General features: G+C 60.0%; 21 protein-coding genes. 11 read left to right on the forward strand and 10 right to left on the reverse strand.

The genetic code is table 11. The features are described from left to right. Positions 1 to 34: 34 nt before the first annotated feature. From hspQ to AC0JZ8_RS13875, 4 genes are all read right to left on the reverse strand, one after another. A complete protein-coding gene (gene hspQ / locus AC0JZ8_RS13860) occupies positions 35 to 364 on the reverse strand; it encodes a heat shock protein HspQ (protein ID WP_062456814.1) in 330 nt (109 codons plus the stop codon). 92 nt (positions 365 to 456) lie between these two features. Further along, positions 457 to 1,380 carry a DMT family transporter gene (locus AC0JZ8_RS13865; protein WP_471892743.1) on the reverse strand — a complete coding sequence of 308 codons (924 nt, stop codon included), beginning with the start codon at positions 1,378 to 1,380 and terminating at the stop codon, positions 457 to 459. Positions 1,381 to 1,512: 132 nt separating this feature from the next. Further along, the gene (gene glnA, locus AC0JZ8_RS13870) at positions 1,513 to 2,922 is read right to left on the reverse strand and encodes a type I glutamate--ammonia ligase (RefSeq protein ID WP_062456819.1); all 1,410 of its coding nucleotides are present in this window, start codon (positions 2,920 to 2,922) and stop codon (positions 1,513 to 1,515) included. A gap of 71 nt (positions 2,923 to 2,993) precedes the next feature. Further along, the gene (locus tag AC0JZ8_RS13875) at positions 2,994 to 3,332 is read right to left on the reverse strand and encodes a P-II family nitrogen regulator (protein ID WP_007753933.1); all 339 of its coding nucleotides are present in this window, start codon (positions 3,330 to 3,332) and stop codon (positions 2,994 to 2,996) included. 331 nt (positions 3,333 to 3,663) lie between these two features. Between AC0JZ8_RS13875 and AC0JZ8_RS13880 the strand changes: the two genes are divergently transcribed. Continuing rightward, on the forward strand, positions 3,664 to 5,151 hold the full coding sequence (locus AC0JZ8_RS13880) for an NAD(P)H-hydrate dehydratase (RefSeq protein ID WP_471892744.1): 1,488 nt from the start codon (positions 3,664 to 3,666) through the stop codon (positions 5,149 to 5,151). Here the strand turns inward: AC0JZ8_RS13880 and AC0JZ8_RS13885 are convergent. Both AC0JZ8_RS13885 and uvrA read right to left on the reverse strand, forming a co-directional pair. Further along, on the reverse strand, positions 5,148 to 5,957 hold the full coding sequence (locus tag AC0JZ8_RS13885) for a DUF72 domain-containing protein (RefSeq protein ID WP_471892745.1): 810 nt from the start codon (positions 5,955 to 5,957) through the stop codon (positions 5,148 to 5,150). The genes AC0JZ8_RS13880 and AC0JZ8_RS13885 overlap by 4 nt on opposite strands. A 39-nt stretch (positions 5,958 to 5,996) precedes the next feature. Beyond that, the gene (gene uvrA / locus AC0JZ8_RS13890; RefSeq protein ID WP_062580741.1) at positions 5,997 to 8,918 is read right to left on the reverse strand and encodes an excinuclease ABC subunit UvrA; all 2,922 of its coding nucleotides are present in this window, start codon (positions 8,916 to 8,918) and stop codon (positions 5,997 to 5,999) included. A gap of 245 nt (positions 8,919 to 9,163) precedes the next feature. Between uvrA and AC0JZ8_RS13895 the strand changes: the two genes are divergently transcribed. After that, complete coding sequence (locus AC0JZ8_RS13895; protein ID WP_062456831.1) at positions 9,164 to 9,748, forward strand: single-stranded DNA-binding protein; 585 nt, start codon at positions 9,164 to 9,166, stop codon at positions 9,746 to 9,748. Positions 9,749 to 9,764: 16 nt separating this feature from the next. Here AC0JZ8_RS13895 and AC0JZ8_RS13900 read toward each other — a convergent pair whose 3' ends face one another. Both AC0JZ8_RS13900 and AC0JZ8_RS13905 read right to left on the reverse strand, forming a co-directional pair. Continuing rightward, positions 9,765 to 10,940, reverse strand: coding sequence for an HPP family protein (locus tag AC0JZ8_RS13900; RefSeq protein ID WP_471892746.1), 1,176 nt, complete (start codon positions 10,938 to 10,940; stop codon positions 9,765 to 9,767). A 34-nt stretch (positions 10,941 to 10,974) separates the two neighbouring features. Then, positions 10,975 to 11,607 carry a MarC family protein gene (locus AC0JZ8_RS13905; RefSeq protein WP_062456837.1) on the reverse strand — a complete coding sequence of 211 codons (633 nt, stop codon included), beginning with the start codon at positions 11,605 to 11,607 and terminating at the stop codon, positions 10,975 to 10,977. Positions 11,608 to 11,835: 228 nt separating this feature from the next. Between AC0JZ8_RS13905 and gyrA the strand changes: the two genes are divergently transcribed. After that, positions 11,836 to 14,691, forward strand: a complete 2,856-nt coding sequence (gene gyrA, locus AC0JZ8_RS13910) for a DNA gyrase subunit A (protein WP_471892747.1) — start codon at positions 11,836 to 11,838, stop codon at positions 14,689 to 14,691. A gap of 274 nt (positions 14,692 to 14,965) precedes the next feature. Here gyrA and AC0JZ8_RS13915 read toward each other — a convergent pair whose 3' ends face one another. Beyond that, positions 14,966 to 15,148, reverse strand: a complete 183-nt coding sequence (locus AC0JZ8_RS13915) for a hypothetical protein (RefSeq protein ID WP_062456843.1) — start codon at positions 15,146 to 15,148, stop codon at positions 14,966 to 14,968. Positions 15,149 to 15,568: 420 nt separating this feature from the next. Here AC0JZ8_RS13915 and coaD point away from each other — a divergent pair, with 420 nt between their 5' ends. The 5 genes from coaD to tgt all read left to right on the forward strand — a co-directional run bounded on the left by coaD (position 15,569) and on the right by tgt (position 19,522). Further along, positions 15,569 to 16,063, forward strand: a complete 495-nt coding sequence (gene coaD / locus AC0JZ8_RS13920; RefSeq protein WP_471892748.1) for a pantetheine-phosphate adenylyltransferase — start codon at positions 15,569 to 15,571, stop codon at positions 16,061 to 16,063. Between the two features lie 31 nt (positions 16,064 to 16,094). Further along, positions 16,095 to 16,667, forward strand: coding sequence for a peptidylprolyl isomerase (locus AC0JZ8_RS13925; RefSeq protein WP_062456848.1), 573 nt, complete (start codon positions 16,095 to 16,097; stop codon positions 16,665 to 16,667). Between the two features lie 77 nt (positions 16,668 to 16,744). After that, entirely contained in the window at positions 16,745 to 17,254 is a 510-nt protein-coding gene (locus tag AC0JZ8_RS13930) for a peptidylprolyl isomerase (RefSeq protein WP_062456851.1), read from the forward strand. A 70-nt stretch (positions 17,255 to 17,324) separates the two neighbouring features. Beyond that, the gene (queA, locus tag AC0JZ8_RS13935) at positions 17,325 to 18,392 is read left to right on the forward strand and encodes a tRNA preQ1(34) S-adenosylmethionine ribosyltransferase-isomerase QueA (RefSeq protein ID WP_471892749.1); all 1,068 of its coding nucleotides are present in this window, start codon (positions 17,325 to 17,327) and stop codon (positions 18,390 to 18,392) included. After that, positions 18,389 to 19,522 carry a tRNA guanosine(34) transglycosylase Tgt gene (gene tgt, locus AC0JZ8_RS13940; RefSeq protein WP_471892750.1) on the forward strand — a complete coding sequence of 378 codons (1,134 nt, stop codon included), beginning with the start codon at positions 18,389 to 18,391 and terminating at the stop codon, positions 19,520 to 19,522. The genes queA and tgt overlap by 4 nt, the downstream gene beginning before the upstream one ends. Positions 19,523 to 19,569: 47 nt before the next feature. Here the strand turns inward: tgt and AC0JZ8_RS13945 are convergent, their stop codons facing one another. Next, on the reverse strand, positions 19,570 to 19,995 hold the full coding sequence (locus AC0JZ8_RS13945; RefSeq protein ID WP_113165233.1) for a DUF4864 domain-containing protein: 426 nt from the start codon (positions 19,993 to 19,995) through the stop codon (positions 19,570 to 19,572). Between the two features lie 206 nt (positions 19,996 to 20,201). On the opposite strand from AC0JZ8_RS13945, the gene AC0JZ8_RS13950 reads away from it, so the two are divergent. From AC0JZ8_RS13950 to AC0JZ8_RS13960, 3 genes are all read left to right on the forward strand, one after another. Beyond that, entirely contained in the window at positions 20,202 to 21,347 is a 1,146-nt protein-coding gene (locus AC0JZ8_RS13950) for an MFS transporter (RefSeq protein ID WP_471892751.1), read from the forward strand. Between the two features lie 165 nt (positions 21,348 to 21,512). After that, positions 21,513 to 22,097: a DnaJ domain-containing protein gene (locus AC0JZ8_RS13955; RefSeq protein WP_113165235.1), complete on the forward strand. Its 585-nt coding sequence runs from the start codon at positions 21,513 to 21,515 to the stop codon at positions 22,095 to 22,097. Between the two features lie 67 nt (positions 22,098 to 22,164). Continuing rightward, the gene (locus AC0JZ8_RS13960; RefSeq protein WP_471892752.1) at positions 22,165 to 22,644 is read left to right on the forward strand and encodes a GNAT family N-acetyltransferase; all 480 of its coding nucleotides are present in this window, start codon (positions 22,165 to 22,167) and stop codon (positions 22,642 to 22,644) included. Positions 22,645 to 22,648: the final 4 nt, after the last annotated feature.

Here is a 22,648-nt window from a genome sequence, read left to right on the forward strand (position 1 = left end):
TTTTGACGATTTATCTCGACAAGGCTGGCCCCCATCAATGGGCGAGGATGACCTTCGGCTTTAGATTGCCGGAGGGGCCGGCGTCGAAGATCTGGTAGACCTGCGGGTTGCGCAGGGGTTGGTCGCTCTCGTCATGGACCAGGTTCTGTTCCGAGACATAAGCGACGTATTCGGTTTCGTCGTTCTCGGCCAGAAGGTGGTAGAAGGGCTGATCCTTGCTTGGGCGGATCTCGGCCGGAATCGCGTTCCACCATTCCTCGGTATTGTCATATTCGGGGTCCACATCGAACACGACGCCGCGGAACGGGAACACCTTGTGGCGAACGACTTCCCCGATCGTAAACTTGGCATTTCGCTGTTTCATGGTGCGACATCCTTTCGCAACATAATGTGGGTGTAAATCCGTTGTTGCTCAAGTGGCAAATGCGGTGTGGTAAGGATAGTTCCACTTTGTTCTCATCCCGTTCCTGCTCGTCTTCCCTTCAACGTTGCAAGAATGACGCCTCCGAGGACGCACACGATGCCGACAGCATGGTAGGCCTCGAAGGTTTCGCCGAGAAACGCCACGGCCATGACGATCGAAACCGGGGGCATGAGGTAGAGCGTGGTCCCGGCCGTGACCGAACCGAAGATCCGCACCACCTGCTGGAAGCAGAAGAAGGCGGCGAGCGAGGCGAAGAGAATGATGCCGGCAAGCTTCATCCAGGCGGACTGGCTGGTGGGAAGAAGACCGCCATGAAACAGTTCCCAGATCGCCGGCACGATCAGGATGAGCGAGCCGGAGAAGGCAATCAGTCCGAACAGCGTGAGCGGACGAACGGCTTGAGCTGCCGGGCGCCGTAACAGAATTGAATAAAAGGCAAACGCGATCGCAGCGATCAGAATGCCGAGATCGCCGAGATTGAACCGCATGTGAAGAACGGCAGCCAGATCTCCGCGCAACACGATGACCGCGACGCCCGCGAAGGCGAGCGCCATGCCGCAGATCTCCTTGATGCTGATGCGTCGGCTGGCGAACAGCCATTCCAGCAGAATGATGAAGAGCGACGACGTGCTGTAGATCAGCGTGGCATTCGAGGCCGTCGTCATGGTGAGCGCCCAGTAGACGAAGCCGCCGCAAATGCCCATGCCGAGGAAGCCGAGCCAGAGCCACAACCACGTATGGGCCCGCACAAAGGCCGCAGCAGCGCGACGATCCATATAGAGCAGCGGCAGCATAATAAGCGTCGAGCCTGCCCAGCGGATAAACGCGGTCATATAGGGACCGATTTCGCCGACAATGCCGCGGCCGAAAACGAGATTGCTGGAAAAGAAGACCGGGACAAGAAGGAAGACCAGCCAGTCGAGGGGACGGGGCGTGCTGCCGGTATCGGTGCGCATGAGGCAATCCAGGGGGCGGTGAAGCAGGCACGGGCCTGTGACCGCAGGTTAGGAGCCTGCTGCTCCGATGAAGCACGAATGAAAAACGGCGGGTAAGCCCCGCCGTTTCTGGTTTTCAGGTTGGTACGCGGATCAGGCGGAATAGTACATGTCGAATTCGACTGGATGCGGCGTCATCTCGAAGCGCATGACTTCCACCATCTTCAGTTCGATATAGGCGTCGATCTGATCGTCGTCGAAAACGCCGCCGGCGGTGAGGAACTTGCGATCCTTGTCGAGGCTGTCGAGCGCTTCGCGCAAGCTACCGCAGACCGTCGGGATCTTGCGCAGTTCCTTCGGCGGCAGGTCGTAGAGATCCTTGTCCATGGCCTTGCCGGGATGAATCTTGTTCTTGATGCCGTCGAGGCCGGCCATCAGCATGGCGGCAAAACCGAGATAGGGGTTCTGGGCCGGATCGGGGAAGCGGACTTCGACGCGCTTTGCCTTCGGGTTCGACCCGAACGGAATGCGGCAGGAGGCGGAACGGTTGCGGGCCGAGTAGGCAAGCAGAACCGGTGCTTCGTAACCCGGGACGAGACGCTTGTAGGAATTCGTCGTCGGGTTCGTGAAGGCGTTGATCGCCTTGGCGTGCTTGATTATGCCGCCGATGTAGTAAAGGCAGCTTTCCGACAGGCCTGCATACTCGTCACCAGCAAAGGTCGGCTTGCCGTCCTTCCAGATCGACTGGTGAACGTGCATGCCCGAGCCGTTGTCGCCGAAGATCGGCTTCGGCATGAAGGTGGCCGTCTTGCCATAGGCATTGGCGACCTGATGCACGACGTATTTGTAGATCTGCATCTTGTCGGCGTTGCGCACCAGCGTATCGAACTTCACACCGAGTTCGTGCTGGGCAGCGGCCACTTCATGGTGATGCTTTTCGACGACCACGCCCATCTCGGTGAGGACGGTGAGCATTTCCGAGCGCATGTCCTGAAGGCTATCGACCGGCGGAACCGGGAAGTAGCCGCCCTTGACGCGCGGACGGTGGCCAAGGTTGCCGGTCTCGTAATCGGTGTCGTCGTTGGACGGCAGTTCCGAACTGTCCAGCTTGAAGCCCGTATTGTAGGGATCGGCCTTGTACTTGACGTCGTCGAAGACGAAGAATTCAGGCTCGGGGCCGACGAAAATCGTATCGCCGATGCCCGATGCCTTGAGATAGGCCTCGGCCTTCTTGGCCGTGCCGCGCGGATCGCGGTTGTAGGCTTCACCGGAAATCGGATCGAGAATATCGCAAACGATGACCATGGTGGATTGCGCGAAAAACGGGTCCATGTGCACGGTCTGCGGATCGGGCATCAGCACCATGTCCGACTCGTTGATGGCCTTCCATCCGCCGATCGAGGAGCCGTCGAACATGACGCCATCGGCGAACATATCCTCATCGACGGCCGAGACGTCCATCGTCACGTGCTGCAGCTTGCCGCGCGGGTCCGTAAAGCGCAGGTCCACGAACTTGACGTCGTTTTCCTTGATCTGTTTCATGATTTCGCTTGCGCTCGTCATATGACCTTTTCCTCGCCTGTATGATTGTTATGAACTGTCCGCGCGGCTTCTTATCAGCCTTCAAAGTGCGGTCAGATAGCGTCCACACCCGTTTCGCCGGTGCGAATACGAATGACTTCCTCCACGTTGGAAACGAATATCTTGCCGTCTCCAATTCGTCCAGTCTGTGCCGCGTTGCGGATGGCCTCAATGACCGCGTCTGCATTCTCGTCAGCCAGCACAACTTCAACCTTCACCTTCGGGAGAAAGTCGACGACGTATTCCGCGCCACGATAAAGCTCGGTATGTCCTTTTTGGCGTCCAAAGCCCTTGGCCTCGGTCACCGTAATCCCTTGCAAGCCGACTTCCTGAAGGGCTTCCTTCACTTCATCCAGCTTGAACGGTTTAATGATCGCTTCGATCTTCTTCATGAGAAACCAACTCTCCGCTTCTCCCAGTCGCAGGCCCATGCCCGCCAAACAGGCCGATGCACTATTCGTGCCAAACTCTTTCACGTTTTTCAGAAAATAACACGGGTTTGCGTCAAAACTTTCCATTTTTCGGTGGATTGCCTGCTGAACGCGGTCGGCCACGTCCGGGTTTGTGCGCCTGACGCCGTATCCTTGCCGAAATCGCTTCCGCCCGCCGCACCGAGCGCATGCCTGTCCACCTACTAAATAAGCATTTTTTTTGTGCATTTGATGATGTTTTGATCACTAAGATCGCGCTTGTATTTCCCCTGTTTTGCCTTTGAATAGACAAATGACCAATTCATTCGCTCATTTGCTCCTGACGCCCAACGATATGGCAGCCATCGACACGGCCGCGGCAGCATCAGGCATGTCCTCGATAGGGCTGATGGACCGCGCGGGCCGGGCTATCGCGGCGTCGGCTCTTCGACACTTTCCCGGCGCGTTGCGCTTTGTCGTCCTGTGTGGACCCGGCAACAATGGCGGTGACGGCTATGTCGCGGCGGCGGCCTTGAACGAGGCCGGCACACGCTGCGTGGTCTACAGTCTGGGGGATCCCGCACAATTGCGCGGCGATGCCCTTGAGGCCCGTTCAAGCTGCCCCCTCGATACCCAGCCGTTGGACAGTTATGTGCCATCGCCAGGTGATGTCGTCATCGATGCGCTCTTCGGGGCAGGGCTCTCCAGAAACGTACCCGATAGCGTGGCGGCACTCGCTGATCGTCTGGTAGCCACCAATACACCCGTGCTTGCCGTCGATCTGCCGTCTGGACTATGCGGCCGGCGCGGCGTGGCGCTTGGCGCGGCGTTGCGTGCAGACCGGACGGTGACATTCGTTGCGCGCAAGCCCGGCCACGTCCTCATGCCGGGACGCGAGCTCTGCGGTGAACTTGAGGTTTTCGATATCGGCATCCCCAAGCGAATCGTTTTGAGCAAGGCCGGCAGTCTTGCCGAGAACGCGCCGTCGATCTGGAGCTCAGCTGTGCCGTCACCGTTGAGTGACAGCCACAAGTATACGCGCGGCCATCTGGTCGTGTTCAGCGGTCCCGCGGACAAGACGGGCGCAACCCGGCTTTCGGCGACGGCGGGTCTAAAGCGCGGGGCAGGACTCGTTACCGTTGCAAGCCCGACGGACGCACTTCCCGTCAATGCCGCCTCGCTGACAGCAATCATGCTTCATGCAATCGACGATGTCGCAGACCTTGCCGACTGGCTGGGTTCGGCAAAACTATCCGCCTTCGTGCTCGGCCCGGGGTTCGGCGTCGGGGAGAAAGCCCGCGCGTTCGTGCTGGCACTGAAGGGCAAGCGGCTAGTGCTGGACGCGGACGGCATTTCCTCGTTCAAGGACGATCCTGATACGCTGTTTTCAGCCTTCTCGGAGGGCGAGACGCGCTTGGTACTGACCCCACATGAGGGGGAGTTTGCCCGGCTGTTTCCGGATTTGGCTAAGGACAAAGAACTCAGCAAGCCCGAGAAGGCGCTGAAAGCCTCGGCCCTGGCCAACGCCGTCATCGTCTACAAGGGCGCAGACACGGTGATCGCTTCACCCGATGGCCGCGCCCTGATCAACATGAATGCGCCGCCCTGGCTTGCCACCGCAGGCTCCGGAGATGTGCTCGCCGGAATGATCGGAGCGCTGCTCGCTCAGGACATGCCCGCCTTCGAGGCCGCGGCGGCAGGCGTCTACCTACACGGCGAAGCGGCCAATAGCCTGACCCCAGACATGACCGCGGAAGAGCTGGCCAAAAGGGCAGGGATCATGCCGAACAGAGAGCCCTAGCTCTTGGCGTCTAGCATCTCCTGCATGGCCATTGCGCCGCCGGGGGCGTTGACCTTTCCCTCGTGAATGAAGAAGGCGTAGACGTCGCGCGCCGTCTTGGCGGGCTTACGCGTTTCGTCGATCAAAGGCAGATCGTCGGGGACGCTGCCGGCAGACCAGGTTTTCAACCTTTTCGCCCAATCTTTCATATCCGGCTTCGTGTAACAGGTTTCGATCTCGTCCGACCCTTCTTGCAGCCGCGCATAGACGAAATCAGCGGTAACGTCGGCGATCATCGGATAGTCGAAATGATCGGCGCAGACGGGCGCGACATTGTATTTCGCGAGAAGCTCGACGAATTCCGGAACCTTGAAGCTGTCGTGCCTGACCTCGACGACGTGGCGCAAAGGCAGCCCTTCCAGCACGTCCGGTAGCAGTTTCAGAAACGCTTCGAAATCGTCAGGCTCGAATTTCTTGGTGGGCGCGAACTGCCACAGCAACGGCCCAAGATGGTCGCCGAGTTCGACGAGCCCCTGCTGCAGAAAACGTTCGATCGATTCGCCCGCCTCGGCCAGGACCTTACGGTTGGTGGTGTAGCGGCTGGCTTTGAGCGAGAAGATGAATCCGTCAGGCACTTCGGAGGCCCATTTCGCAAAAGTCTCGGGCTTTTGCGACCCGTAATAGGTGCCGTTGACCTCGATGACCTTGAGCTTGGACGCCGCATATTCAAGCTGGCGTTTCTTCGCCAGCTTGTCCGGATAGAACGTGCCCTCCCAAGGCGCGAAGGTCCAGCCGCCGATACCTGTTCGAACTATGCCTGGTGTCATCACTCTTCTCCCCGAAACAGGTATTGGCGGCGGTAAAAACTATTCTGCCGCTTGGACTTTCTTGACGGGACGCCGTTCCAGAAGCTCCTTAAGGAACTGGCCGGTATAGGAGCGCTTCTCCTTGACGACCTGTTCCGGCGTGCCGCAGGCAACAATCTCCCCACCCCCCGTGCCGCCTTCGGGGCCAATGTCGATAACCCAATCCGCGGTCTTGATGACTTCGAGATTGTGCTCGATGACCACGACCGAATTGCCTTGGTTGACCAACTCGTGCAGCATTTCCAGAAGTTTCGCGACGTCGTGGAAATGCAGGCCGGTGGTTGGCTCGTCGAGAATATAGAGGGTGCGGCCGGTGGCACGCTTCGACAGCTCCTTGGCAAGCTTGACGCGCTGCGCCTCGCCGCCTGAGAGCGTGTTTGCCTGCTGGCCGACCTTGATATAGCCCAGACCGACATCGAACAGCGATTGCAGCTTGTCGCGCACGGCCGGAACCGCGGCAAAGAACTCGACGCCTTCCTCGACGGTCATGTCCAGGACATCGGCGATCGACTTGCCCTTGAAGTGTACGTCGAGCGTCTCGCGGTTGTAGCGCTTGCCGTGGCAGACGTCGCAGGTGACATAGACATCCGGCAGGAAGTGCATCTCGATCTTGATGACGCCATCGCCCTGGCAGGCCTCGCAACGGCCGCCCTTGACGTTGAAGGAGAAGCGGCCGGGTGCGTAACCGCGGGCCTTGGCTTCCGGCAGGCCGGCAAACCAGTCGCGGATGGGGGTGAAGGCACCGGTATAGGTGGCCGGGTTGGAGCGCGGTGTGCGACCGATCGGCGACTGGTCGATATCGATCACCTTGTCGATATGCTCGAACCCGTCGATCCGATCGTGCTCGGCCGGGATTTCTCTCGCGCCCATGACGCGGCGTGCGGCCGACTTGTAGAGCGTTTCGATCAGGAAGGTCGACTTGCCGCCACCCGATACGCCGGTCACGGCGGTAAAAACGCCGAGCGGTACCGCCGCGGTAACGTTCTTGAGGTTGTTGCCGCGGGCTCCGAAAACCTTGAGTTCCTTGCCTTTTTTGACCTTGCGCCGCTCAGTGGGAACTGCGACCCCGAGTTCGCCCGACAGGTATTTACCGGTCAGTGACTTGGGGTTTGCCATGACCTGCTGCGGCGTGCCTTCGGCGACGACCGTGCCGCCGTGGATGCCGGCGGCAGGGCCGATATCGACGACGTAATCGGCGGTCATAATGGCGTCTTCGTCATGTTCCACGACGATGACAGTATTGCCGATGTCACGCAGATGCTTCAGCGTTTCGAGCAGGCGGGCATTGTCGCGCTGGTGGAGGCCGATAGATGGCTCGTCCAGCACGTAGAGCACGCCCGTGAGGCCGGAACCGATTTGCGATGCCAGACGGATGCGCTGGCTCTCGCCACCGGAGAGCGTGCCGGAGTTTCGCGACAGGCTGAGATAGTCGAGCCCGACGTCGTTCAGGAACTGAAGGCGCTCGCGGATCTCCTTGAGGATACGGACAGCGATCTCGTTCTGCTTCGCGTTCAGGTGCTCGGGGAGCGCCGCAAACCAGTCGCGTGCCAGCCGGATCGACATTTCTGTCGTCTGGCCGATATGCAGCTTATTGATCTTGACCGCCAGCGCTTCCGGCTTCAGGCGGTAGCCTGCACAGGACGGGCATGGAGCGGCCGACATGTAGCGCTCGATCTCCTCGCGCGCCCAGGCACTGTCGGTTTCCTTCCAGCGCCGTTCGAGATTGGGAACGATGCCTTCGAACGTCTTGGTCGTCTTGTAGGACCTGGCGCCATCGGCGTAGTTGAACTCGATCTTTTCCTCGGTGCCCTCGAGGATCGCCGAGCGGGCGCTATCCGACAGCTTGTCCCAGCGGTCCGTCAGCTTGAAACCAAAGACCTTGCCGAGACCCTCGAGCGTCTGGTTGTAATAGGGCGAGGTGGACTTCGCCCAGGGCGCGATCGCGCCATCCTTCAGTGTCCGGCCGGGTTCCGGCACAATCATGTTCCGGTCCACCTTCTGCTGTGATCCAAGACCATCGCAGGTGGGGCAGGCACCGAAGGGATTGTTGAAGGAGAACAGCCGCGGCTCGATCTCCGGAATGGTGAATCCGGACACAGGGCAGGCGAATTTTTCCGAAAACAGAACCCGTTCATGGGTTTCGTTGAGCGACTTGTTGGCAGATCCGCCTGCGGAGGTTTCCTTCTCCGGCAGAGGCTTGTCGGCGAACTCCGCAACGGCCAGGCCATCCGCCAGTTTCAGCGACGTCTCAAGGCTGTCGGCCAGGCGCGCGGCAATGTCGGAACGCACCACAAGGCGGTCCACGACCACGTCGATGTCGTGCTTGTACTTCTTGTCTAGCGCTGGAACGTCGGCGATCTCATAGAACTGGCCATCCACCTTGACGCGCTGAAAACCCTTTTTCATCAGCTCGGCGAGTTCCTTCTTGTACTCGCCTTTGCGCCCGCGGATCATTGGTGCGAGAATATAAAGACGGGTGCCTTCTTCGAAAGCAAGGACCCTGTCGACCATTTGGCTGACGGTCTGGCTTTCGATCGGAAGCCCGGTCGCTGGCGAATATGGAACGCCAACGCGCGCGAACAAAAGGCGCATGTAGTCGTAGATTTCCGTGACTGTGCCGACCGTCGAGCGGGGATTTCGCGAGGTCGTCTTCTGCTCGATCGAGATCGCCGGAGACAAGCCTTCAATCTGGTCGACGTCAGGCTTCTGCATCATCTCAAGAAACTGGCGAGCATAGGCCGAAAGACTTTCGACATAGCGTCGCTGTCCCTCGGCATAGATCGTGTCGAACGCAAGCGACGACTTGCCGGAGCCGGACAGGCCGGTCATCACGATCAGCGAGTTGCGGGGCAGATCGAGATCGATACCCTTCAGATTGTGCTCGCGCGCACCACGGATGGAAATGGTTTTGAGTTCGCTCATCGTTATGCCTTCGGGGAGGATCGAAGGTCCTTATGTAGTTATCGAAAGCCGCCTGTCGAGACGAAACTGTTGCAACGCAACCCGGTTCCGAATGCTTGACAGAACTATACGGAGAAAATAGAACAAAGAAAGAACAAAATTCACTGTGGATTAAACCTCGGCATTGCCCAATCCGGACGATCGATGGTTTAAGGTGGGGTAATTGGTTTTCAAAGCCGCGCTTGGCGGCAAACGAGGTGAATACGATGGCGGGCAGCGTGAACAAAGTCATTCTGGTGGGCAATGTCGGCGCCGACCCGGAAATCCGCCGGACGCAGGATGGCCGCCCGATCGCAAACCTGCGCATCGCCACGTCGGAAAGCTGGCGCGATCGTACGTCGGGCGAGCGTCGCGAAAAGACAGAATGGCATACGGTCGTCGTGTTCAACGAAGGCCTCTGCAAGGTCGTCGAGCAGTATGTCAAAAAGGGCGCCAAGCTTTATATCGAAGGCGCACTGCAGACCCGCAAATGGCAGGACCAGACCGGCAACGATCGTTATTCAACCGAAATCGTGCTGCAGGGCTTCAACTCGACCCTGACAATGCTCGACGGTCGTGGCGAAGGCGGCGGTGAGCGCGGCGGCGCACGTGGTGGCGCAAGCGACTTCGGCGGCGGTGGCGGCGGTGATTTCGGCGGCAACTACGGTGGCGGCGGCGATGACTATGATCGTCCGCGTTCCGGGGGTGGAGCACCGGCAGGGCGCGGTGCTCAGGGCAGCCAGGGTGGCCAGTCCTCCGGTGGTGGCGGCGGGAACTTCTCCCGCGACCTCGACGACGACATCCCATTCTGATCAAAAAAGGCGCCGCTCAGGCGCCTTTTTCATGTTCGGTTGGAGCATGAGTGGCACGGTCCGAAAGCATCGCTACAAGCACGTCGGACTGCGAGAGTATCCCGGCGAGTTTGCCGTTCTCGCCGACGATCGGCAGGTAGTGCAGGCCTTCCTCCGCAAACATGACGACCGCGTCGTTGAGCGGTGCCGACGGCTCGATCGTCCGGACCGGCGCAGTCATGATATCCCTTACGATATGGTTTGGCGCTGTTGCGCCTTGCATCATCAGGCGCAAACGCTGGCGCGGGCCGATCGTCGGGCGACCGCCGGTCCAGATTGGCTTGTCCAGAAAATCCGTCTGCGTAACGATGCCAACCACCTCAGCCTTTTCGTTGGTGACGGGCAGGGCCTTCAGACGGTGGTTGCGCATGGACTGATGCGCCTTTCCCAGGGGATCATCCGGTGACACCGCGATCACGTCGCGGGACATGACGTCGGCGCAGGTGAGGTGGCTGGCGCGCTGGCGGTAGGAGCGCAGTTCGGTCAGGCGAATAATTGTTTCGAGGTCGCTGCGATCGATATCGAGGACCTGATCATAGTCCCTGAGGACGGCGTCGAGATCCTCCCGGCGGAACCCGATACGGCCGCTCGGCGGCGGATCCTTGGTGCCGTGCGAAGGGGCAGGCGTAGCGGGCGCATGCGGATAGCGCCGGCCTGCGAGATTGTTGAGAATGATCGCAAGCAGCAGCAAAGCCAGCGAGTTGCCCAGAACCGGCCAGAGGATGAATCCGTATCCCATCGCGTGAATGGACGGGCCGCCAAGCACTGCGGTCAGGGCAATCGCACCGCTTGGCGGGTGCAGGCAGCGCAGCGCCATCATCGCCGCGATCGCTATGCCAATGGCGAGGCCTGAGGCGAGGGCAGGGTCTGGCACGAGTGCAGCGACTGTGACGCCGACAGTGGCCGAGAGAATATTGCCGCCCAAGATGGACCAGGGTTGTGCGAGCGGGCTCGACGGGACGGCAAAGAGCAGCACGGCCGAGGCACCCATCGGGGCGATCAGTGCCGGCAATGACGGTTCGAAGCCGACGACGAGACTGCCGCCCAGTCCCGTCAGGGAAATGCCGAGCAAGGCGCCGCCCGCAGAGCGAAGCCGTTCCCTCATGCTGATCGGGTTCGGTGCCTGTCCGATGAGACGGTTTAGAATGTGCATGGATTGAGCTTTCGGCCGTCCGTCCCAGGAAGGATCAGGGTATCGCGAATGCCGACCGGATGCCATCGACCACGAACTGAACGGACAAGGCAGCGAGGATGACCCCGAGAAGCCGGGTGAGGATCGCGCGCCCTGTCACACCCAAGAAACGGTCGAGCTTTTCCGCGATCAGAAGCGTTGCGTAGAGCACCACCATGATCAGCGCGAGGACCCCGATAAGAAGGGCGCGGTCGAGAGCGCTGGTGAATGTTCCGGACAAAAGGACGGTCGCGGAAATCGCTCCGGGGCCGGCGATCAGCGGCAGGGCGAGCGGAAACACGGCGATATCGTGGATATGGTCGATCGTGATCGCCTTTTGCGACGTCTTTTCCTTTCGCTCCTGGCGCTTCTCGAAAACCATCTCGAATGAGATCCAGAACAGCAGCAGGCCGCCCGCGATGCGGAAGGCGCCGATCGAGATACCGAGCAGGCCAAGGACGCTCGATCCGAACAGCGCAAACACCGCGAGGATACCGAAGGCGATCAGCGCACCGCGGAAGGCGACAAAGCGCCGTTGCGCCGTCGTCATGCCGACCGTCAGGCCCAGAAAGACCGGCGCCAGACCCGGCGGGTCGAGCGTGACCAACAAAGTGGTCAACGCGTTGATGAGAGCATCGGGTGAGGCCATGGATACTCCTAGAGGACGCTCGGCTTGCCGTTCAATGATAAGATTGTTAGGACAGCCGGGCGCTTTAGGGAAGTCTTGCAACGAATGTATCCAACGATCGTGGCAAACACCTTCCAAATGCCGCAAAACCTGTTCACAACTACAAAGCAAATTCAGTGGAAATTGGCGCCCGGAGCCGCTTTCCGCTATAAAAATTCAAATGATTCCGAACAGAGATCGTGATCCGATTTGACTGAGCAAAGCACACCCGGCGGCGGAAAGCTGCCTCCAGGCATTGAACCCATTTCCATTATGGAAGAGATGCAGCGGTCCTATCTCGATTATGCGATGAGCGTGATCGTCAGCCGCGCACTTCCCGACGTTCGTGACGGACTGAAGCCGGTTCACCGGCGCATCATGTTCGGCATGTCCGAGCTCGGGATCGACTGGAACAAGAAATACGTCAAGTGCGCCCGCGTAACCGGTGACGTGATGGGTAAATTCCATCCGCACGGCAACTCCGCGATCTATGATGCGCTGGCACGTATGGCGCAGGATTGGTCGCTGCGATTGCCGCTGATCGACGGACAGGGCAATTTCGGATCGATCGACGGGGATCCGCCGGCGGCCGAGCGCTATACAGAGTGCAGGCTTGAAAAGTCGGCCCATGCGCTGCTCGATGATCTCGACAAGGAAACCGTCGACTTCCGCGACAACTATGACGGCACGCTGTCGGAACCGGTGGTTCTGCCGGCGAAATTCCCGAACCTGCTCGTCAATGGCGCAGGCGGCATCGCCGTCGGCATGGCGACCAACATCCCGCCGCACAATCTGTCGGAAGTGATCGACGGCTGCATCGCGATGATGGACAATCCGGCGATCGAACTGCCCGAGCTGATGCAGATCATTCCCGGTCCGGACTTTCCGACAGGTGCAATGATCCTTGGCCGTGCCGGCATTCGGCTGGCTTACGAGACGGGCCGCGGCTCCGTCATGATGCGCGGTCGTGCGACGATCGAACCTCTGCGCGGCGACCGTGAGCAGATCATCATCACCGAAGTTCCCTACCAGGTGAACAAGGCCTCGATGGTCGAAAAGATTGGCGAACTCGTCCGCGAAAAGCGGATCGAAGGGATTTCCGATCTGCGCGACGAGTCCGACAGACAGGGTTACCGCGTCGTCGTCGAGCTGAAGCGCGATGCGAATGCCGACGTCATTTTGAACCAGCTCTACCGCTACACGCCGCTACAGACGTCGTTCGGCTGCAACATGGTGGCGCTCAATGGCGGCAAGCCGGAGCAGCTGGCGCTGATCGACATGCTGAAGGCCTTTGTGTCCTTCCGCGAGGAAGTCGTCAGCCGCCGCACGAAGTACCTGTTGCGCAAGGCGCGCGAGCGCGCTCACGTGTTGGTGGGTCTGGCGATCGCCGTTGCCAATATCGATGAAGTCATTGCGCTCATTCGCCGTGCACCGGATCCTGCGACGGCGCGCGAGCAGTTGATGACGCGCCGCTGGCCTGCCCATGACGTCGAGGCTCTTATCCGGCTCATCGACGATCCGCGTCACAAGATCAACGAGGATCTGACCTACAACCTCTCCGAGGAACAGGCCCGCGCGATCCTCGAACTGCGTCTTGCCCGCCTGACGGCGCTCGGCCGCGATGAAATTGGCGACGAGCTGAACAAGATCGGCGCCGAGATCTCCGACTATCTCGACATCCTGTCGTCACGGGTTCGCATCCAGCAGATCGTCAAGGACGAACTCATCGCCGTTCGCGACGAATTCGGTACACCACGCCGCACCGAGATCCTCGAAGGCGGTCTCGAGATGGACGACGAGGACCTGATTGCCCGCGAGGACATGGTCGTTACCGTTTCGCATCTCGGCTATATCAAGCGTGTTCCGCTGGCGACCTACCGCGCGCAGCGTCGTGGCGGCAAGGGTCGCTCCGGCATGGCCACACGTGACGAGGACTTCGTTACCCGGCTATTCGTGGTCAATACTCATACGCCGGTGCTGTTCTTCTCCTCGCGTGGCATCGTCTACAAGGAAAAGGTCTGGCGCCTGCCGATCGGCACGCCGCAATCGCGCGGCAAGGCCCTGATCAACATGCTGCCGCTGGAAGCTGGCGAGCGCATCACCACAATCATGCCGTTGCCCGAAGACGAAACGTCCTGGGATAACCTCGACGTGATGTTCTCGACGACACGCGGCACGGTTCGCCGCAACAAGCTGTCGGACTTCGTGCAGGTCAACCGCAACGGCAAGATCGCCATGAAGCTCGAGGAAGAGGGTGACGAAATCCTCTCCGTCGAGACCTGCAGCGGTCCGAACCTCGACCTCAACGAGCCCGGCGATGACGTGTTGCTAACAACCGCGCTTGGACAGGCGATCCGCTTCCCGGTCGAAGAGGTCCGCGTCTTTGCCGGCCGTAATTCCATCGGTGTCCGCGGTATCAATCTGGCCGAAGGCGACCGCATCATCTCGATGACGATTGTCGGGCATGTCGATGCCGAGCCGTGGGAACGTGCAGCTTACCTCAAGCGCTCGGCGATCGAGCGCCGTGCTGCCGGAGTGGACGAAGAGGATATCGCTCTGGTTGGTGAGGAAGTCACCGAAGAGGGACAGCTCTCCGATGAGCGCTACGAATACCTGAAGCAACACGAACAGTTCGTGCTGACGGTTTCGGAAAAAGGCTACGGCAAGCGCTCGTCTTCCTATGACTTCCGCACCTCGGGCCGTGGCGGCAAGGGTATCCGTGCCACCGATACCTCGAAGACTGCGGAAATCGGCGAACTCGTTGCCGCCTTCCCGATCGACGAGGGTGACCAGATCATGCTCGTTTCGAATGGCGGCGTTCTGATCCGTGTTCCGGTTGGCGGCATTCGCATTGCCAGCCGTGCGACGAAGGGCGTCACGATCTTCTCGACCCACAAGGATGAGAAGGTGGTCTCCGTCGAGCGCATCAGCGAGCCTGAGAACGAAGACGAGAACGGCGAGTTGCCGGGTGAGATCTCGGCCGAAACCGGTGACCTCGGGATTGCTCCCGATACCGACGCGCCCGAAGCCGATACGCCTGATGCTGACGGGGATGCGACCGAATAGGTCGCGTCCACCCGGACGGCAAAAGACGAGAAAAACGAAAAAAGCCGGAGGATGGGAAACCATCCTCCGGCTTTGTTTGAGCCGCTTGGCGCGGAAAGGGCATCGCGCCCTGTTCGCTACCGTTCACGAAAATAATGGTGTGGCTTGTCGCTCTAGATCTTCCCGACAACGTGCCCAAAGAGCAGGGGGCACGATTGCGGTTTCTGTGATCGCGGATGTTTCAGAGGAGCGGCCAAAGGGATGAGGTCCCAGTCCAGCTCCTCGCGGCAGGCGATCAATAGTAGGAGATGTCGCTGTAACGACCGGTAACCTGCGGGTAGTTGGAGCCGTCGACATCCGAGCGGTCCTGGTAGAGAGTGACCGTCGCCGTCAACATGACAGCAATCATGGCGCTCCATACGAGGTTAATCATGGTGATCTTGTCGGGCATAGCCATCTTTTTGTTTGCGATCATCATATCCGATTATCCTTTTAATTGCCTGAGCGCGTGAACTGCGCGCAGCGACACCACATTATGAGAGTGACCTATCTGAACGGCTCTGAAGCATGCTTGAATGGCGCGTTCATCTGGCGTTCAGGTTCCGGATCGCGTTTCCACTTCTCAGAGGTCTGGCGATCCGAATACGTAAATCGCGGCGTCCAATAAAAGCGCTGCAGCGATTGCAGCGAAAATCATCAAAGCCAGCATTTCCGTATCTCTCAACTCAGCGGGACGATGATCTCGCCCCGTCATGTTTGTCAGTTAAACATGAGCCGGCTGAAACGGCCTTGAACGACGCATTCATCTTTCGTTCAGTTTTTGGGAAAGCCTTGCAGCGGGCGGCCTTCCGTGACAAAAGGCCGTTGAAATTCAGCTGGAACAGGCTCCGACTTCAGTATGACGATCGCTCTTTATCCCGGCTCATTCGACCCGATGACAAATGGCCATCTCGATATTCTCGTGCAGGCGCTGAACATTGCCGAACGGGTCGTCGTGGCAATCGGCGTTCATCCGGGCAAGGTGCCGGTATTCAGCTTCGAGGAGCGCGCGGCATTGATCGCAGCAGCACTTTCGGAGGCTCTGCCCGAGCGCGAGGACAGTCTTTCGGTGGTTTCCTTCCAAGGATTGGTGATCGACGCGGCCCGGGAGCAGGGGGCGACAATCCTGGTGCGGGGCCTGCGCGACGGGACCGATTTCGACTATGAGGTTCAGATGGCCAGCATGAACCGGACAATGGCGCCAGACCTTCAGACGGTATTCCTGCCCTCTGCGGCCGCCTCCCGGCCCATAACGGCCACATTGGTCCGCCAGATCGCTGCCATGGGCGGCAATGTCGGTGAATTCGTGCCGGCTGTGGTACTGCGCGCCCTGAACGAAAAGCACAAACGCTGATTCTGCGACAAAAGATAACAGGAGTTTTCTGATGAAACTGCTTCGCCTCGCCATAGCCGGCGCCCTCGCGCTCGCTGCCACGGTCGGAACAGCCGTTGCGGCGGCAGACGATTTTCTGACCATCCAGTTGAAGGATGGCCCGGTCGTGATCCAGCTGATGCCGGAGTCGGCACCGAAGCACGTTGCGCAGGTGAAGGCGCTGGCTGCCAAGGGTGCCTATGACAACGTCATATTCCACCGCGTCATCGATGGCTTCATGGCCCAGACCGGCGACGTCAAGTTCGGCAAGCAGGGCGGCCCGAGCTTCAATGCTTCGCGCGCCGGCACCGGCGGCTCGGATCTTGCCGATCTTCCCGCAGAGTTTTCCAAGACGCCGTTCGAGCGCGGCACTGTCGGCATGGCCCGTTCGCAGAGCCCGAATTCTGCCAACTCGCAGTTCTTCATCATGTTCGATGAAGGCCCGTTCCTGAACGGTCAGTACACCGTAATCGGCAAGGTCGTGTCCGGCATGGAAGCCGTGGACAAGATCAAGCGCGGCGATGGCAGCAATGGCGAAGTCACCAATCCCGACAAGATGGTCAAGGTGACCGTCGGCAAGAAATGATCGACTTACAGTCGATTGAAACGGCAACGGCCCACCGGGCTGATGTCCTGAGACAGAGATAATCAAGGAGAAATACCATGGCCGAGATCAAGGATCCCGAAAACACCCTCATCATGGAAACCACCAAGGGCAAGGTCGTCATCTCGCTCCTGCCGGATCTGGCACCTGAGCACGTTGCGCGCATCAAGGAACTTGCCCGCGAGACGGCCTATGACGGCGTGGTTTTCCACCGCGTCATTCCGGATTTCATGGCGCAGACCGGCGACGTCAAGTTCGGCAAGCAGGGCGGAGCGGACTTCAACCCTTCGCGCGCCGGCATGGGCGGCTCCGACAAGCCTGACCTGAAGGCTGAATTCTCAGCTGTATCGCATATCCGCGGCACATGCTCGATGGCCCGTTCGCAGAGCCCGAACTCCGCAAACTCGCAGTTCTTCATCTGCTTTACCGATGCACCGTGGCTGAACAAGCAGTACACGGTCTGGGGCCAGGTCATCGAAGGCATGGACATTATCGACCTGATCAAGAAGGGCGAGCCCGTTAAGGATCCGGACTCGATCGTCTCCGTCCGCGTCGCCGCAGACGTGTGATCTGATCCGCAATTTCTGGCCCGCTCCGTCTTCTCGACGGGGCGGGCCTTGCCTATTCTGGAAGCTCATCATGCGTGTCGATCTTTTCGATTTCGATCTGCCCGAGGAAAACATTGCGCTGCGGCCGGCAAACCCGCGCGACAGCGCCCGGCTGCTTGTCGTTGACGCAGGCGCCGATCCTGTCCTCTCCGACCAGCGGGTCAGCGATCTGGTGGCATTCCTGAAGCCGGGCGACGCGCTGGTCTTCAACGACACGAAAGTCATTCCCGCCCAGCTCGAAGGCATCCGTCATCGTGAAGGCGCAGGCGGTCAGCAGGTTTCGGCGACGCTGCATATGCGCACCGAGCCGGATGTCTGGAAGGCGTTTGCCAGGCCCGGCAAGCGGATCAAGGTCGGCGACAGGATCGAGTTCGGCCATTCGGGATCGCTGACCGCGACAGTCGAGGAAAAAGGCGAGGGCGGAGAGGTAACGCTGCGGTTCGATCTTTCCGGTCCGGCACTGGACGAAGCGATCCTGTCGGTCGGCCATATTCCGCTGCCTCCCTATATCGCCGCCAAGAGGCCTGAGGACGCGCAGGATGCCAAGGATTACCAGACGATCTACGCCCGCGAGCAGGGTGCCGTTGCAGCACCCACAGCGGGTCTGCATTTCACGCCCGACCTGTTCGCCAGACTGGACGCGGCAGGCGTCGAGCGGCATTTCGTGACGCTGCATGTGGGCGCCGGAACGTTTCTGCCGATGAAGGTGGACGATACGGAAGACCACAAGATGCATCAGGAAATCGGTTACGTGAGTGCCGAGACCGCGCAGCATCTCAACGCCATCAGGGCGAGGGGCGGGCGAATCGTCTGTGTCGGCACGACCTCGCTGCGACTGATCGAAAGTGCAGCGGCTGAAGATGGCACGATACTGCCCTGGAGCGGTGCGACCGGCATCTTCATCACGCCTGGCTATCGGTTCAAGGCAGTCGATATGCTGATGACGAATTTTCACCTGCCGAAATCGACGCTGTTCATGCTGGTCTCGGCTTTTTGCGGGCTGGAGACGATGCGCTCAGCCTACGACCATGCCATCTCTTCCGGCTACCGCTTCTATTCCTATGGCGACTCAAGCCTGCTTTTCAGGAACGACCAATGACCACCGAAAATTTCCAGTTTACCCTGAAGGCAACGGACGGCGGTGCCCGTCTCGGCGAAGTCTCCATGCCGCGCGGAACGATCCGCACGCCGGCGTTCATGCCGGTCGGCACCGTCGGGACCGTCAAGGCGATGTATCTGGATCAGGTGCGCGAAACGGGCGCCGATATCATTCTCGGCAATACCTATCACCTGATGCTGCGGCCGGGCGCCGAACGGGTCGCGCGGCTCGGCGGGCTGCACAAGCTGATCCGCTGGGATCATCCGATCCTCACCGATTCGGGTGGCTTTCAGGTAATGTCGCTTTCGGCGCTCAGAAAGCTCGACGAGAAGGGCGTGACCTTCAAGAGCCATATCGACGGCTCCAAGCACCATATGTCGCCGGAGCGTTCGATCGAGATCCAGGGTCTGCTTGGCTCCGATATCCAGATGCAGCTCGACGAATGCGTGGCGCTTCCGGCCGAGCCCAAGGAAATCGAGCGCGCGATGGAATTGTCGCTGCGCTGGGCGGAGCGCTGCCGCGTAGCCTTCGGGGAACAGCCGGGCAAGGCCATGTTCGGCATCGTGCAGGGTGGCGACATTCCGGCTCTCCGCGTCCGGTCCGCGGAAGGGCTGAAACAGCTCGACCTCAAGGGATATGCGGTGGGCGGGCTTGCGGTCGGTGAGCCGCAGGACGTGATGCTGCGCATGCTGGAGGAGACGCTTCCGGTTCTGCCGTCCGAAAAGCCGCGCTATCTGATGGGCGTCGGCACGCCTGACGATATCCTGAAATCGGTGGCGCGCGGTATCGACATGTTCGACTGCGTGATGCCGACACGAGCCGGCCGTCACGGTCTCGCCTTCACCCGTCGAGGCAAGGTGAACCTTCGCAATGCACGCCATGCCGAGGATATGCGACCGCTCGACGACGAGTCCAGCTGCCCGGCCACACGCGACTACTCCCGCGCCTATCTGCACCATCTCATTCGCGCAGACGAATCGCTGGGCGGGATGCTGCTCTCGTGGAACAACCTCAATTACTATCAGGATCTGATGAAGGGCATTCGCGAGGCGATTGCCAACGGTCGTTTCGAGGATTTCTGTGCTGAGACCCAGGCGGAATGGGCCAAGGGCGATATCGACCCGGTCTGACAATATTCGAGCGGGCAGGGGCGGTGCCCCTGCCGACCATATTTTGGCTAGATGCCCTGGCTGGCCGTGTTGCGGATCATCCGGACGCCGTTGACCTTGTAGGATCCGTCGTCCATCAGCCGCATGTCGTAGATGGCGGTCCAGTCCTTGCCCTGCTTGGCACTGATCATCACCTCCTGCAGCACGACTTCGCCGCCGCCCACCAGTTTGGAGCGGCCGAAGGCATAGGTTCCGGCCTGATAGACAGCCTCATAGTTGTCGCGGACCATGGCGAAGAAAACTGTCTTGTCGGGATAGAGACTGCGGATCCCCGGAGAGGCCAGAGAGTAAGCCTTGTCCGCATCGTCGTTGATCAAGGCGGAGATCTGGGCGGAGATGACGGCGCGGGCATCGGCGACCGGGTCTTCGGCGTGGACGACACCTGCAGGTGACAGGAAGAGGAATGCGGCAAGAGAGGCTATTCGAAAGCGCATCTGACATTCTCCAGCATCGGCTTCCTTAAAGTTTAGCGCATACTCACCAAAGGGAAAGGTGGCGTTGCGGATATTTTCAGCATCACCGCGATCTGCCCAGTCGGACGGCAAACCTTAACGCAGGGCAGGGTCCCACGTTCATGTCTTGTCGTCGTCAAAGTCGCGGTGCACCAGTGTGTCTGATGTGATTGCTTCGGAATTCCGTAATGACCCTACTTGCGCCGGCTCTGCTCTATTTCAGCAATGCTCTTCTGTTCGTTTCCCTGTTCACGCGGCTTCCGGCCATTCAGGAATCGATGGGCATCGACAAGGCGGTGCTCGGGATGGCGCTCTTGAGCGCCCCGGTTGGCACGTTTCTGGCGCTACCTCTGGCCGGACGGATCACCGATAGGCTTACGCCACGGCTGACCGCGGTCATCACGCTGCCCATTGTCGCGCTTCTGAGCCCGATCCTGGCGGCCGCGCCGCTCCCTTTATTTGTCCTCGGTTTCTTCCTGTTCGGCTTTTTTCGCACGATCTTCGATGTGTCCGCCAACATGATCTCCGCCGGTATCGAGCAGCGGACCGGCACAAAGGTTCTGGCGAGAAGCCACGGGTTCTGGTCGGTCGGGCTTCTGTTCGGATCGCTTGCGTCCGGTTTCCTCGCAGCGCAGGGCGTATCGCCCTTTGTGCAGCAGAGCGTGGCGGCGCTACTTGTCCTCGTAGCCTGCTTTGCCGTCTTCCGGGTGACGGCCGCCGACCTGGCGCCAGCTGCGCCGACGACGAAAAGAAAATCCGCATACGTCATGCCGGACAAGACCATCATCCTCATCTGCATCATGGTGTTCGGGCTCTGCATCGTGGAAGGCGCGGTCTACGACTGGGCGATCTTCTTTCTGCGCGAGGAAATGGGGGCGGATCCGGCGATGGCCGGCGTCCTCTACGCCGTCTTCACCGTCGGCATGGGACTGACGCGGCTGTCGGGCGACAAGCTGCGGGAAGTCGCAGGACCGATCTCGCTGATCCGGGGATCCGCTATCGCCGTCGCGTTCGGTATCGTGCTGCTGGTGACCGCCGCAAACCTCGTCGTTGCCGGCGTGGCGCTGTTTCTGATCGGCTGCGGGATCGCGCTGGCCTTTCCCCTGGCAGTCTCGACCACGATTGCCCGTGGCAAGGGACAGCCCTCCGACAATCTTGCAGCCCTCGCGCTGACCCTGATGCTTTCCACGATCGGGGTGCCGCCGCTTCTGGGCTTCATTGCAGAGCATGTGAGCCTGGTTGCCACCTTCGTCGTTTTGCTTCCGACCGTTCTCATCAGCTTCCTGATGGCGCCGGTGGCCGATGGGCGCCGGCCGTTTCGACTCAGGCGTTGATCGCTTGCATGTGGAAAACCGGTCGGTTTTGGGGCAGGGGCAAGACTTGCCGGCTGATGGCCCCTAATTGGCCACATGAATGGATAATGGCTTGAGCCGACTGGACTTCGTCGCTACGACTGGATTGGCGTTTTCTGATATGACTTTCCGAAAACAGGTGGCACTGTGATCGATCCCTATGAAATTCTTGGTGTTTCGCGCGAGGCGGATGTGACGGCGATCAAGCTTGCCTACCGCAAACGGGTGAAATCCGCCCATCCCGATACCGGCGGCGATGCGGAAACGTTCGGACAGCTGAAGGCATCCTTCGAGCTCCTGAACGACCCGATCCGCCGAAAAGTCTATGACGACACCGGTTACGATCCCGAGCTTGCCGACAAGAAGGACCTGCAGGGTCTCGTCATTTTGGAGATGCTCGTCAACGAGATGATCCTCGATGAGCGAGAGCCTGGCAGCTTTGATCCGGTTTCCTCGATGCGGCGCAAGCTCACGGACCGGATCGTCAATGCGCGCTTCCATATTCTCGAGATGGAGCGCCACCGCGCCCGGATCCGCAATCACATCAACCGGATCGGCCGCAAGCCGGAAACGGATGTTCTGGGTCGCATGCTGAAATCCCGCTGCGAAACGATTGCCGATGCGATCAGCAAGGCCGATTCCGAGATCCAGACCATCGAGCAGGCCTATGGCATGCTGGACGGATACAGTTACGAGATCGAAATCGCCGAGGTAAAGGACGCGGCCGAATAGGCCGCGGACCCTCACTCGGCCATCGGGCGATCACATTTGGCGTTGCCGAAACTTCACGGATCATTTCATGACACTTGCCATCCGAGACGCCACCCGTGCCGATGCCGGAACGCTCCTGTCTTTCATCCGCGAACTCGCGATCTTCGAAAAGGCCGAGCATGAGGTTGCGGCGACCGTCGAGACGATTGAGACATCGATGTTCGGCCAGACATCTGTCACGCGCGGCCTGATCTGCGAAAGCGATGGCAAACCGGTCGGCATGGCCATCTGGTTCTTCAATTATTCGACATGGCAGGCACGGAACGGACTTTATCTCGAGGATCTCTACGTGACGCCGAACGCTCGCGGGCTCGGGGCCGGGAAGGCGCTGTTGCGGCATCTCGCGAAGATCGCTGTCGAGAGCGGGTGCGGACGGTTCGAGTGGAGCGTGCTCGACTGGAACGAACCGGCGATCGGTGTCTACGATGCGATCGGTGCCGAACCGCAGAAGGAGTGGATCCGCTACCGGATGGCGGGTGACAAGCTCAGGGACTTTGCTGACGGCTAGGCCG

The sequence above is a fragment of the Velazquezella soli genome, assembly GCF_977018685.1.

Bases quoted from the DNA above. Each gene is read 5' to 3' on its own strand.
- hspQ (WP_062456814.1), bottom strand. From the start codon at position 364: ATGAAACAGCGAAATGCCAAGTTTACGATCGGGGAAGTCGTTCGCCAC.
- AC0JZ8_RS13885 (WP_471892745.1), bottom strand. From the start codon at position 5,957: ATGACACCAGGCATAGTTCGAACAGGTATCGGCGGCTGGACCTTCGCG.
- uvrA (WP_062580741.1), bottom strand. From the start codon at position 8,918: ATGAGCGAACTCAAAACCATTTCCATCCGTGGTGCGCGCGAGCACAAT.
- AC0JZ8_RS13925 (WP_062456848.1), top strand. From the start codon at position 16,095: ATGAAACTGCTTCGCCTCGCCATAGCCGGCGCCCTCGCGCTCGCTGCC.
- tgt (WP_471892750.1), top strand. From the start codon at position 18,389: ATGACCACCGAAAATTTCCAGTTTACCCTGAAGGCAACGGACGGCGGT.
- coaD (WP_471892748.1), top strand. From the start codon at position 15,569: ATGACGATCGCTCTTTATCCCGGCTCATTCGACCCGATGACAAATGGC.
- AC0JZ8_RS13945 (WP_113165233.1), bottom strand. From the start codon at position 19,995: ATGCGCTTTCGAATAGCCTCTCTTGCCGCATTCCTCTTCCTGTCACCT.
- AC0JZ8_RS13905 (WP_062456837.1), bottom strand. From the start codon at position 11,607: ATGGCCTCACCCGATGCTCTCATCAACGCGTTGACCACTTTGTTGGTC.
- AC0JZ8_RS13960 (WP_471892752.1), top strand. From the start codon at position 22,165: ATGACACTTGCCATCCGAGACGCCACCCGTGCCGATGCCGGAACGCTC.
- queA (WP_471892749.1), top strand. From the start codon at position 17,325: ATGCGTGTCGATCTTTTCGATTTCGATCTGCCCGAGGAAAACATTGCG.
- glnA (WP_062456819.1), bottom strand. From the start codon at position 2,922: ATGACGAGCGCAAGCGAAATCATGAAACAGATCAAGGAAAACGACGTC.
- AC0JZ8_RS13915 (WP_062456843.1), bottom strand. From the start codon at position 15,148: ATGATGATCGCAAACAAAAAGATGGCTATGCCCGACAAGATCACCATG.
- AC0JZ8_RS13895 (WP_062456831.1), top strand. From the start codon at position 9,164: ATGGCGGGCAGCGTGAACAAAGTCATTCTGGTGGGCAATGTCGGCGCC.
- AC0JZ8_RS13950 (WP_471892751.1), top strand. From the start codon at position 20,202: ATGACCCTACTTGCGCCGGCTCTGCTCTATTTCAGCAATGCTCTTCTG.
- AC0JZ8_RS13865 (WP_471892743.1), bottom strand. From the start codon at position 1,380: ATGCGCACCGATACCGGCAGCACGCCCCGTCCCCTCGACTGGCTGGTC.
- AC0JZ8_RS13875 (WP_007753933.1), bottom strand. From the start codon at position 3,332: ATGAAGAAGATCGAAGCGATCATTAAACCGTTCAAGCTGGATGAAGTG.
- AC0JZ8_RS13930 (WP_062456851.1), top strand. From the start codon at position 16,745: ATGGCCGAGATCAAGGATCCCGAAAACACCCTCATCATGGAAACCACC.
- AC0JZ8_RS13880 (WP_471892744.1), top strand. From the start codon at position 3,664: ATGACCAATTCATTCGCTCATTTGCTCCTGACGCCCAACGATATGGCA.
- AC0JZ8_RS13900 (WP_471892746.1), bottom strand. From the start codon at position 10,940: ATGCACATTCTAAACCGTCTCATCGGACAGGCACCGAACCCGATCAGC.